Below are 11,520 nucleotides of genomic sequence, written 5' to 3' on the forward strand. Positions count from 1 at the left end.
ATTAATTCCTTTAAAGTTTACAAACGCCATCAGCGCACGCATTATCATCTTCCTTCTCAAGCATATCGTCACCACCACCATCACGAGTCGTATGATAATAAAGTGTCTTAATACCGTATTTATAAGCCTTTAAAAGATCCATTAGAAACAGTTTCATAGGTACACGGTTAGCTTCAAATTGAGAAGGGTCATAATGCGTATTGGTGCTAATCGACTGATCAACAAATTTTTGCATAATGGCGCAAAGCTGAAGGTAGCCTTCATTATCTTTAATATCCCAAAGTAGCTCATACTTATCTTTAAGCGTCTCATAATCTGGCACAATTTGTTTAAGAATGCCGTCTTTAGACTGCTTAACTGATACAAAGCCTCGTGGCGGCTCAATGCCATTGGTTGAATTAGAAATTTGTGAAGAACTTTCACAAGGCATTAGCGCTGTTAGCGTTGAATTGCGCAGACCTGTAGCCACAATATCGCGACGTAACTGATCCCAATCTAGCTTAAGCTTACAATCACAAAAACTATCTACATTTTTCTTGTAAGTGTCAATTGGCATAATGCCTTGTGCGTAATGCGTCTCGTTAAAAGACGGGCACGCGCCTTTTTCAACCGCTAAAATATTAGAAGCTTTAAGAGCGTAATATTGCAAGGCTTCAAAGGCATTATGAATTAATTCATTGCCCGAGCCATCCGAGTACTTGGCATTATTTTTAGCCAAATAATAAGCTAGGTTGGTGACACCAATGCCCAGTGTACGGCGATTCATGCTAGCAATTCTTGCCGCCTTAAGTGGGTAATCTTGATAATCAAGCAGTGAATCTAGTGCACGCACAATAATATCTGTAATATCTTCTAGCTCATCAAGTGACTCTAGAGCGCCTAAATTAACCGCTGATAATGTACACAATGCCACTTCACCATTTTCATCTTGAACCGAATGTAATGGCTTAGTTGGCAGGGTGATTTCCATACAAAGATTAGATTGGCGCACAGGCGCTACTTTTGGATCAAAAGCGCCATGAGTATTACAGTGGTCAACATTTTGTAGGTAAATGCGCCCTGTATTGGCACGCTCTTGCATGAACTTAGAAAATAAATCTCTGGCTTTAACCGTCTCCTTGCGAATTGAATCATCTTGTTCGTAGATTTCATACAAACGTTTAAATTCATCCTGATCTTCAAAAAAACTATCGTATAGACCTGGCACATCATGCGGGGAAAACAAAGTAATATTACCATCCGCTAAAAAACGCTGGTACATTAAACCATTAAATTGCACGCCATAGTCTAGGTGGCGAATTCTATTTTCGTCTGTTCCCGTATTATTTTTTAACACCAATAGACTTTCAACTTCTAAATGCCACAAAGGATAGAAAAGAGTAGCAGCACCACCACGAACACCACCTTGAGAGCAAGACTTTACGGCTGTGTGAAAATGCTTGTAAAAAGGAATACAGCCCGTATGAGTTGCCTCACCATTACGAATAGGACTGCCAATTGCTCTAATTCTGCCTGCATTCACGCCAATACCAGCCCTTTGAGATACATACTTAACAATTGCACCCGCCGCGGCACTAATTGAATCAAGATCATCATCTGCCTCAATTAAAACACAGGATGAAAATTGGCGCGTTGGTGTGCGCACACCCGCCATAATAGGCGTTGGTAGCGAAATTTTAAAATTAGACACGCCATCATAAAAACGTTTAACAATTGACATGCGAGCTTGCGCTTCGTATTCTTGAAACAAACACATACCGACCAGCATATAAAGCTGCTGTGGCGATTCATAAATATCGCCGGTCACTCGGTTTTGAACCAAGTACTTGCCTTCAAGTTGCTTAACAGCAGCATACGAAAATTTCATATCACGCCAATGATCCGTATACTCATCCAACTCTTCAATCTCAGATTGAGTGTATTTATTTAGAATATCTTGATCATAAATACCTAAATCAGTAAACTTTTTTATATGGCTAAAAAGAGTAGGGGGCGTGAAAGATTTGAAAGCTTTCTTGCGCAAATGAAAAATCGCTAATCTAGCAGCCAAATATTGATAATCAGGTACCTCTGTTGAGATTAAATCAGCAGCTGATTTAATAATAGTTTCATGAATATCTTCAGTCTTAATTCCATCAAAAAATGCCAATTGTGCATTAATCTCAACTTGACTCACACTAACGCCTTTGAGATCTTGCGAAGCCCAATGCACAACTCGATGGATTTTCTCCATATCGATCAACTCTTGTTGACCATTGCGCTTAGTGACTTTAATATTTTGATTCATTTGCTCCCCCGAGTAAAAACACTACATATAGTGTTCATAAAAGATAATTGCAACTAAATATAGTGTATTTGGCCTTAATTTGCAAGGGGTGAATTTGGTATTTTTATGAAAAAATCGCCAATTGTTTTGCTACAAAAGGGATTGCGAGATTGAAAAAAAAATAAAAAAATTTAAACATTTTTTTCAAGTAAATCATCACCATTTTAAGATTTCATAATATTACTTTTTGGTAATAAAAAGCGCAAAGCTAAGCATGGCAATAATTGTAAAAATAAGCTGTTAAAAAATTAGCAGAAAATGGCACTTCTGTCTAAAAAAATAACTAAATTGGTGAGGCGATCAATTGAGCTTCATTCAAGCCATTTTCAAGTAAAAATTCACCCAAATAGATTAGTACTTCTCCAGGTGCTGAAATATAGACTTCTGATTGATTAACAATATCATGATCCAAAGAATCATAAATTTGTTTGGCGATTTTATGACAGTCATTTTTATTCGACCGATCAAACTCACAAGCAATAGTTTGATAATGATACTCATCCATCACAGCATGCCAAGATTTGGCATGATTATCAAAATAAGGTACGGGGTCAGTAGCAGGGTAGGCCCAATAAAAATACACAGGGTTAGGCATTTCTAATGAAAAAGTGTGCTCAACTAGGCTTCCAATGGGTGCAAATCCCCCATCCCAAGCAATAAACACCATTGGCTTAGTGGATGCCTCTTTAAGCACGAACACCCCCTTAGGGCCAGTTAGATCAAGCTTATCTTTATCTTTAATCTGTTTAGAAAAAATCAATTGAGAGAATTCATTATCCTTAAGATTTCGAATATGAAATTCAAGATCCATACCATGACATGGGCATGAGGCAATAGGGTAGCGAGAAACCACACCTTTAAAGCTTAGCTCAACATCTTGGCCCGCCATAAATTGCAGGGTTTTAGATCTTGGCGTACGCACGCTAACAATTGCCATCTCATCATTTATAAAGCGAATATTTTTAATCTTAATTTGAATCTCTTGGACAGGAATCGAGCGCACGTCACCAATCAGATCAACCTCAAGCTCAAGTTCAGAGCTCGGTGCATGACAACACATTAAAAACTCTTGATTGTCCAGCTCATCAGCACTTAGTGCATAATCATGGTGTTTAATTTTTTTAATATCGCCTTTAACAAGCTTAGCCTTGCACGCCCCACAAGTGCCATTGCTACACTCATAATGCATTGCCAAACCATGACGCAAACCACCTTCAAGAATCGAATCTGAATCACTACACTCAAAATATTTTTCCTTATCTTGTAGTTTGACTTGGTAAATAGCCGATTTTTTCATTATGCTGAATAGGGGTGGCTGACCAATGGAAATATATTAGATAAAATAGTATTATTTAACATAATATAAATTATACGAACTCATTATAAATGAGGGGAGACAACACTAATAATAGCTTCAATATGATCCTGGCGTGCATTTAGAGCAGAAATATAGCCGAATTTTTGTCCACCTGCTTTCATAAAATATCCGCGATTTTCATCATCAATCTCTTCTAAAGTTTCTAGACAATCTGCTGAGAATCCTGGACAAACCACTTGTACATTCTTAACGCCAGATTGAGCTAAAGATTCTAAGGTGTCTTTAGTATAAGGCTTAGTCCATTCCTCTCGACCAAAAATTGATTGAAAGCTTGCCTGCCATTCACCCTCTTGCAAATTAAGCGATTTGGCCAACAAATCAGCTGTTTGCATGCAATGCTGATAGTATACATCGCCATTATCAACATAGCGCTGAGGAATGCCGTGAAATGAAATTAACAGCTTGTCAGGTACACCATGCTCATCTTGATATTCTTTAATCGAACTGCTCAACGCCTGAAGATAAGCTTTATTTTGGTAATAATGCTCAATAAATACAATTTCAGGCTTACTAGACCAGGTTTTCAGCTCCAAATTAATGGCGTCAAGCGTTGAAAGTGTCGTTGTTTTGGAGTATTGTGGATAAAGTGGCAAAACAATAATTTTGCTACAGCCTCGAGCTTTTAACTTATTCAATGCACTAGCAATAGAAGGATTGCCATACCTCATGCCCATTTCAAACTCAAGGTCTGAGCACTTCTTTGACAAATACTCCTGAACGCCCTTTAGCTGAGATTGAGTAATATTCAATAAAGGGGATCCTGTACCAAAGCTATCCCAAATTTTGGCATAATTAAGTGCTGATTTTTTAGGTCTAATATTTAAGATAACTAAATTTAAAGCCAGCCACCAGATAAATTTATTAGGTGGATCAACAACCCTTGGATCTGATAAAAATTCAGACAAATAGCGCTTTAATGCGGGCTTTGTTGGCTCATCAGGCGTACCTAAATTAGTCAGTAAAATGCCAGTTTTCATGAATTTTTATCCAAATTATCGTCAATAAATTCACGCACAAAATTAGCAGTTTGTGCCGAATGAAAACGATCAACTTCTTGCCCATTGATAAAGGCAATAACGGTCGGAAATCCGCGAACCCCATAACGTCCTGCAATCTTCATATTTTCATCTTCTGCTTCGATTTTTGTTAATAAAAATTGCTTTTCATCATACTCCAAGGATACAGAATTAATAATCGGCTCTAAAATATTACAAGGGCCACACCACTGCGCTGAAATATCCAAAACCACCAATCTATGATGCGACTCACCTAACACAAGTGTGTCAAAATTATCAATATCAACCTCTAAAGCAGCCATAATTAATGACGCCTAATGGTGTTCAAATCAAAGTGCTGGCGCTTATTTTTATTGTAAATAGAAAATACAGCAAGTAGTAATGCAATCAAAAGGGTAATACTTAAATAAATCCAATTATCATTTAGACCATCTACAATAGAGGTGGGATACTCATCTTTAAAGGTGAGATTTTTACTATCAATATCTGTGGAAATTTTTAAAACACTGGTCGCTTCCGGTGTGTTTTTCAACGCTTCATGGTTAGAGCTTAAAGCTTTGATCTTATTGTTGAGATCAGCCACAAGAGTGCTTAGGCGAGTGTTTTCACGCTCTAAAAGAGATTTTTTTTGAGTGAGTGCAGCTACTTCGCTTTTGAAATTATTCGACATTTTCTGATAAAATTCAGCAGTCGTACTCGAGTTATCATTAGGCAAAGCGGGTGATTCTGTCGTTAAATTTTCAGACAAAATCCAGCCATTTACACCATCTAACGTAACCAAAGACCAACCAGAATAATGCATGGTTAATCGCTGCAATCGCTGATTCTTACCAATAGTCTTAATAATATTTTTATCATTAATAGCAACTCTGTCTGATCGAATAACACCTTGATCATTAACAACAAAAACCGTGGAGTTAGCTAACAGGCTAAAGCTTAATAACAACGAAAAAATAAAGAAAAAAACTCTATTCATATTTAAAACAAAAGTGGTCAATAAAAAATTAGATATAGTATAGCTGAAAACACGAAAAAACGAGAAAAAACGAGAAAAAACAAATAATTTGATTAAAAATCAATGAGTTATATTCAAATATAAAAACTACCAATATTTTAATGATTTAACATAAAGCCAAAGTCAACCATCACTTTTATAAAAACATCGCTTAAATCTAAAATTTAAGAGTAATTGTTAAAAAATAAGGAAATAACGGGTTTCTGATGTTTTTTACTTGATTTCTACCAAGCTAAACGATTTTTGGCGCGTGCGAATTTATTAGTTAGTCTATATTTTTGTTTTGGACTCTTTGGCTTTTCTGGAATGGTGCGCTCAAAAAAATGACATACTAACAAAGGATTTAAAATATCATTCTTAAAACGGGTTTTATGAGTGCGCTTTAAGATTTTCATCAGTTCATCAGCACTACTTTCTAGCTGGCAATTTCTTAACACTTGAACTTGGTCCGGGCTTATTTCTTCGATCTTACATCTTAGTCCTTTCTTAGTACAAGATATGTCTAAAACTACTGTTGTATCAATGTTTTCTTGAAAATTAAACCCTTGTTGTTCTGCTGAATTTGAAATGGAATTATTAAACTTTAACTCCTCGCTAAAATCCTTTTCATTGCTAGAATCTTGCTCCTTTTTGCTTTCTTTATTTTTTCCAAACCAAGCCATATTTATCAAATACCCATTCTATTGAAATAAAGTTTACCAAAAAAATCCCCACCTAAGTGGTGAGGATTGAGTTACAAATGCTTAAAACTTGCTTTTAGATGATTATTGAGTCAATATTTGATCTAAAAACAGCTGTAAACGCTCTGATTCTGGACTTTCAAAGAACTTATCCGGTGTATTTTGTTCAACAACCTGGCCTTCATCCATAAAGATAACTCGGTCTGCTACTTTTTTGGCAAAACCCATCTCATGCGTTACACATAGCATGGTAATGCCTTCTTTGGCAAGCTCAACCATAACATCTAATACCTCTGAAATCATCTCCGGATCAAGTGCAGACGTTGGCTCGTCAAATAACATGATTTTAGGGGTGGTGCATAGTGCTCGAGCAATGGCAACACGCTGCTGCTGACCACCTGAAAGCTGATTCGGGTACTTTTCAGCTTGGTCCTTAATACCCACTCTATCTAACAGCTTCAAGGCTTTTTCTCTTGCCTCTTGCTTAGTTTCATTGCGCACCCAAATCGGTGCGAGCGTTAGATTGTCAATAATGCTTAAATGCGGAAATAAGTTAAAGTGTTGAAACACCATGGCAACTTCAGAACGCACCTGTCTAATTTTTTTAACGTCATCCGTTAGCTCGGTACCGTCTACAATAATTGACCCTTCTTGAAACTTCTCTAGAAAGTTAACACAACGAATTAAGGTTGATTTGCCACTACCAGAAGGTCCACAAATGACAATAATTTCACCTTCTTTAACATTGAGATCAACTTCTTTAAGTGCATGAAAGTCACCATACCACTTGTTTAGCCCCTTAATTTCAATAATATCGCAACAACCCTTTTCACCTATTTCTTTATTTGTTAATTCACTCATTTTTTTTACCTACTTGTGTTCAGTGCTAAAACGCACTTCTAATCTTTTTGAATAACGACTCATTGAATACAAAATCACCCAAATAACCATGGCAACAAATACATAGCCTTCAGTATCTCTTCCTAACCAGTCAGAATTACTAGTCGCTGCACCAACAATCGCCAGCATGTCAAACAACCCAATAATCAAAAGTAAGGTTGTGTCTTTAAACAAGGCAATAAAAGAGCCTACGATGTTTGGAATAGAAATCTTTAATGCTTGTGGCAAGATAACAAGCATTGTTTTTTGCATAAAGCTCAGGCCTGCTGCGTCAGCGGCTTCATACTGCCCTCTAGGGATGGCTTGCAAGCCGCCACGAATCACTTCCGCTATATAGGCTGTTTGGAATAAGGTTATGCCAATTAAGGCTCTAAGTAGTTTGTCAAAATCCATCCCTGCAGAGAAAAACAACGGCAACACAACAGACGCCATAAACAAAATAGTAATAAGCGGAACACCGCGTACAAATTCGATATACACTACAGAAATAAACTTCACAACGCGCATTTCAGATTGCCGCCCTAATGCGAACAAGATGCCCAGCGGAAAAGAGGCGACAATACCCACAGCAGCAACCACAACAGTCAATGTAAGCCCGCCCCATTTGTCAGTTTCAACAACCTCTAGGCCTAGTCCACCATGTAGCAAAATAAAGGCAACAACAGGATATATTAAAAAAGATCCAATAATGTAATGCGCTCTATATTGCGTTTTTTTAATTAACGATCCAATTGCAACTAGCGCCGCAATAATACCAAACATAGTGTTAACACGCCACAATTCTTCTTGAGGATAAAACCCGTAAATAAACATTTTTAAATTGGCATTAATAAAAGACCAGCATGCGCCTTCTCGACCACAAGATTGGTTATCTGCAGTCAAATCAAAATTGGCATTAAAAATTGTCCAGTTTAAAATCGGTGGCAGTAGCAAATAAAGGATATATAACGCAACAAAAGTAAGCGAAACGTTTAATGTGGATGAAAACAAGTTATCTTTCAGCCATAGAACGGTCTTAGTTTGCGATTTTGGCGGTTGTTTTGTTTCTTTTAACGAGTAGATTGCCATAATAGTTACTTACCCTTAATTTGCATTTTCTTGTTAAAAATATTCAAGATTAATGATATAGCCAGTGATATTGTTAAATACACCAGCATTGTCAATATGATAATCTCAATTGCTTGACCAACGACATTTAAGACAGTGCCTGAGAATATAGTCACTAGCTCGGTATAGCCAACTGCCGCTGCTAACGAGGAGTTTTTGGTAAGATTTAAGTATTGATTAATAATTGGCGGTATAGCCACTCTCAACGCTTGTGGTAATATCACCAGTCTTAACGATTGCGCCTGTGTTAGCCCCATGGCTGACGCTGCTTCCTTTTGTCCATTGTCTACAGACTCAATACCCGAGCGAATAGCTTCAGCGATATAAGTGGCCGTATAAACACTCAAAGCAAAGGCTAAAGCAAAGAACTCAATAGATAAGTCTGTACCGCCTCTAAAATTAAAACCCTTTAGCGCCGGGTACTCTAATTGCGCTCCAAAAACAAAATAGGCTACAACTGGTAACACCACCACAAGACCTAAAAAGTGCGGAACGGTATTAGTAACTATGCCTGTTTCATCATGTTTCTTGTTACTATGTTTTTTAATAAGAATATAGCTAACAATACCGACAATAAGACTTGCAAGTACAAGATAGAACTCAACACCCACAACAATTTTAGGCAAGAACAACCCTCTCGAATTGAGGAAAACACTGTCAAAGAAGCTGATACTATTTTTAGGGGAGGGGAAGGCGCTAAGCGCTATTGAATACCAGAATAGAATTTGAAGTAATATTGGTATATTTCTAAAAATTTCAATATATATTGTTGCCATTTTTCTAATCAAATAGTTGCTAGATAAACGAGCAACACCAATAATAAGACCAATGATTGAAGCAAAAAATATACCTGCTATTGCAACAACTAAAGTGTTAACAATACCGACATAAAACGCCTGAAGATTGGTTGATGCTGGCGAATATTCCAAAAAGAAATTATCGTTGACAGCAAAACCAGCCTCATCATTTAGAAAACCAAAACCACTTCTAATACCTCTTTGCTCAATATTAAGCATCATATTATCAAAAGCTTGATAAGCAAAATAAGCAATAACAACAACGGCTAGTATTTGAAATACGATCGCCCGAACTTCATTGTCATATAGTAGTGATTTTAGTTTTATAAACATAAAAAACCTTTATAAAAAAAATGGCCAACCTTTTGGCTAGCCATTTTATATTTTGTTTAGACTTTATCTGAACGCTGGAGCGTATAAGATGCCGCCTTTAATCCACAACTGGTTTACACCACGTGGAAGCTGGATTGGTGTTGACATGCCGATGTTTCTCTCGAATACTTCGCCATAGTTGCCCACTTGCGCAACAATGTTACGTGACCAATCTTTACTAAGACCTAAGCTTTCATTAAGCTTACCAGACTTACCTTGTAATCTCTGCACACCAGGATTAGTAGAGGCATTGTCAATCGTAGCTGAAGTAACACCTAACTCTTCTGCTTCAATCATTGCGTTAAGCGACCATCTAACAATGTTAAGCCAAGTGTTATCATCTTTACGTACAACTGGACCTAAAGGCTCTTTAGAGATAACATCGCCTAAAACAACAGCAGATGAAGGATCTTTAAGGGTTGATCTAAGACCAGCAAGCTGAGATACGTCTGAAGTTAGTGCGTCACAACGACCTGCTTCAAAGCCACCTTTAGTTTGTGGAGAAGTATCATAAGTAACCGCTTTAAACTCCATCTTGTTTGAACGGAAGTAATCAGCTAAATTAAGCTCAGTTGTTGTTCCCGCTTGAATACAAAATGAAGCGCCGTCTAACTCTTTCACACTGTTAATGCCTAATGATTTCTTAACCATGAAGCCTTGGCCATCGTAGTAGTTTACGCCAGCAAAAGTAAGACCCAGTGAAGTGTCACGAGTATGCGTCCAAGTTGTGTTACGTGAAAGCATGTCGATTTCACCAGATGATAATGCCACAAAACGCTCTTTAGCTGTTAATGGTACAAATTTTACTTTTTTAGCATCACCTAATGTAGCGGCAGCAACTGCACGACAAACATCAACATCCATACCAGACCAGTTACCACTTGCATCAGGACTAGAAAAACCAGGTGTACCTGTTGATACGCCACACGTTAAGCTACCTTTAGCCTGCACATCCTTTAAAGTATCACTATGGAACATGCTTGCTTGTACACTAAAACTACCAATCGTTAATAACGATACAGCCGACAATTTTAATAATTTATTCATAAAACCTCTCCTCGATTGAGATAAAAAAAACGCAGTATTTAATTAAGTACCACAAGAGGAAAGTTTAACAAAAAATGACTTTGTGTGAATGTTTTTAATAAAAAAAACTAGGTTCTTTTTTGATACATAGCGACCAAACCTAAAAGCATGGTAACAGTAATAATGATACTAAGAGGCTTGGAGTCAACAATGGGTAAGTAGCTACTATAGGCTGAAGCCAGTGTTGTGCTTGTTAATAAAGAAGCAACTACAATGAATATTGATTTAATAATGATTGATATTTTCATGCGCCTAATGAATAAGCGTCACGCTTAATGACATAATAACGGCGGCTGATGAATAGATAATTGTATGTAATGCTAAGTTCATTTTCTCTCCCTAGAAAAATAAATTGATAATTTAGTGAATTGTAGTTTCGATTAACTGCGTAATAATTGATTTTGATGAACTAGAATTTTTAAGCGTTGCTCTGGCATACCATTTTTTTGCCAATTGCTCATCAGCCTGGGTACCTTCACCCGTCAAATAAGCGTACCAAACATTAAACTGAGCTGCTAAATTACCCTGCTTAGCGGCCCTCTGATACCAATAAAAAGCGTGTGTTGTATTTCTAGAAACATCTTGACCTTTTTGAAAAATATCAGCTAGCTTGTATTGAGCATCTGCATCTCCTAAATAAGCTTGTTGCTGGATCTTAACAGTTTCAACTTTTAGCTCTGATTCTGCTAACAAATGTGCATGCATCTGGTTCATGATATTTCCCTCATTTAGTTATTAATTTGAACCCAATATACCGTGATTTTTAGTGTGTGCAAAGGCTATTTTTTAACAAAAATTAAATATTATTTTTTGAAAATAATCAATAGTTTGTGTTGTGGTTAT

The 11,520-nt window shown here is 37.0% G+C and carries 12 protein-coding genes; all 12 read right to left on the reverse strand.

Features of this window, described 5'->3' with window-relative positions; translation table 11 throughout:
• Positions 1-10: 10 nt before the first annotated feature.
• Positions 11-2,287: a class 1a ribonucleoside-diphosphate reductase subunit alpha gene (gene nrdA, locus SP60_RS08135; protein ID WP_053952153.1), complete on the reverse strand. Its 2,277-nt coding sequence runs from the start codon at positions 2,285-2,287 to the stop codon at positions 11-13.
• 322 nt (positions 2,288-2,609) lie between these two features.
• Complete coding sequence (locus tag SP60_RS08140) at positions 2,610-3,623, reverse strand: 2Fe-2S iron-sulfur cluster-binding protein (RefSeq protein ID WP_053952154.1); 1,014 nt, start codon at positions 3,621-3,623, stop codon at positions 2,610-2,612.
• Positions 3,624-3,706: 83 nt separating this feature from the next.
• Complete coding sequence (gene hemH / locus SP60_RS08145) at positions 3,707-4,681, reverse strand: ferrochelatase (protein ID WP_053952155.1); 975 nt, start codon at positions 4,679-4,681, stop codon at positions 3,707-3,709.
• A complete protein-coding gene (locus SP60_RS08150) occupies positions 4,678-5,022 on the reverse strand; it encodes a thioredoxin family protein (protein ID WP_053952156.1) in 345 nt (114 codons plus the stop codon). The genes hemH and SP60_RS08150 overlap by 4 nt, the downstream gene beginning before the upstream one ends.
• A gap of 2 nt (positions 5,023-5,024) precedes the next feature.
• Positions 5,025-5,696, reverse strand: coding sequence for a hypothetical protein (locus SP60_RS08155; protein WP_053952157.1), 672 nt, complete (start codon positions 5,694-5,696; stop codon positions 5,025-5,027).
• A gap of 263 nt (positions 5,697-5,959) precedes the next feature.
• On the reverse strand, positions 5,960-6,397 hold the full coding sequence (locus SP60_RS08160) for a Fic family protein (protein WP_053952158.1): 438 nt from the start codon (positions 6,395-6,397) through the stop codon (positions 5,960-5,962).
• A gap of 102 nt (positions 6,398-6,499) precedes the next feature.
• Positions 6,500-7,276, reverse strand: coding sequence for an amino acid ABC transporter ATP-binding protein (locus tag SP60_RS08165; RefSeq protein ID WP_053952159.1), 777 nt, complete (start codon positions 7,274-7,276; stop codon positions 6,500-6,502).
• Between the two features lie 9 nt (positions 7,277-7,285).
• The gene (locus SP60_RS08170) at positions 7,286-8,383 is read right to left on the reverse strand and encodes an amino acid ABC transporter permease (protein WP_053952160.1); all 1,098 of its coding nucleotides are present in this window, start codon (positions 8,381-8,383) and stop codon (positions 7,286-7,288) included.
• A 5-nt stretch (positions 8,384-8,388) separates the two neighbouring features.
• The gene (locus SP60_RS08175; protein WP_053952161.1) at positions 8,389-9,552 is read right to left on the reverse strand and encodes an amino acid ABC transporter permease; all 1,164 of its coding nucleotides are present in this window, start codon (positions 9,550-9,552) and stop codon (positions 8,389-8,391) included.
• Positions 9,553-9,615: 63 nt separating this feature from the next.
• Positions 9,616-10,638, reverse strand: coding sequence for an amino acid ABC transporter substrate-binding protein (locus SP60_RS08180; protein WP_053952162.1), 1,023 nt, complete (start codon positions 10,636-10,638; stop codon positions 9,616-9,618).
• A gap of 107 nt (positions 10,639-10,745) precedes the next feature.
• On the reverse strand, positions 10,746-10,925 hold the full coding sequence (locus tag SP60_RS08185; protein WP_053952163.1) for a hypothetical protein: 180 nt from the start codon (positions 10,923-10,925) through the stop codon (positions 10,746-10,748).
• 112 nt (positions 10,926-11,037) lie between these two features.
• Positions 11,038-11,391, reverse strand: coding sequence for a tetratricopeptide repeat protein (locus SP60_RS08190; RefSeq protein WP_053952164.1), 354 nt, complete (start codon positions 11,389-11,391; stop codon positions 11,038-11,040).
• Positions 11,392-11,520 lie beyond the last annotated feature (129 nt).

Origin of the sequence: Candidatus Thioglobus autotrophicus, assembly GCF_001293165.1 — a bacterium.
In the GTDB taxonomy this organism is placed as follows: Bacteria; Pseudomonadota; Gammaproteobacteria; order PS1; family Pseudothioglobaceae; genus Thioglobus_A; species Thioglobus_A autotrophicus.

Excerpts from the sequence above, each read along its gene's own strand:
- SP60_RS08155 (WP_053952157.1), bottom strand. The coding sequence starts at position 5,696 with ATGAATAGAGTTTTTTTCTTTATTTTTTCGTTGTTATTAAGCTTTAGC.
- nrdA (WP_053952153.1), bottom strand. The coding sequence starts at position 2,287 with ATGAATCAAAATATTAAAGTCACTAAGCGCAATGGTCAACAAGAGTTG.
- SP60_RS08150 (WP_053952156.1), bottom strand. The coding sequence starts at position 5,022 with ATGGCTGCTTTAGAGGTTGATATTGATAATTTTGACACACTTGTGTTA.
- SP60_RS08190 (WP_053952164.1), bottom strand. The coding sequence starts at position 11,391 with ATGAACCAGATGCATGCACATTTGTTAGCAGAATCAGAGCTAAAAGTT.
- SP60_RS08175 (WP_053952161.1), bottom strand. The coding sequence starts at position 9,552 with ATGTTTATAAAACTAAAATCACTACTATATGACAATGAAGTTCGGGCG.
- SP60_RS08160 (WP_053952158.1), bottom strand. The coding sequence starts at position 6,397 with ATGGCTTGGTTTGGAAAAAATAAAGAAAGCAAAAAGGAGCAAGATTCT.
- SP60_RS08170 (WP_053952160.1), bottom strand. The coding sequence starts at position 8,383 with ATGGCAATCTACTCGTTAAAAGAAACAAAACAACCGCCAAAATCGCAA.
- SP60_RS08165 (WP_053952159.1), bottom strand. The coding sequence starts at position 7,276 with ATGAGTGAATTAACAAATAAAGAAATAGGTGAAAAGGGTTGTTGCGAT.
- SP60_RS08185 (WP_053952163.1), bottom strand. The coding sequence starts at position 10,925 with ATGAAAATATCAATCATTATTAAATCAATATTCATTGTAGTTGCTTCT.
- hemH (WP_053952155.1), bottom strand. The coding sequence starts at position 4,681 with ATGAAAACTGGCATTTTACTGACTAATTTAGGTACGCCTGATGAGCCA.
- SP60_RS08180 (WP_053952162.1), bottom strand. The coding sequence starts at position 10,638 with ATGAATAAATTATTAAAATTGTCGGCTGTATCGTTATTAACGATTGGT.
- SP60_RS08140 (WP_053952154.1), bottom strand. The coding sequence starts at position 3,623 with ATGAAAAAATCGGCTATTTACCAAGTCAAACTACAAGATAAGGAAAAA.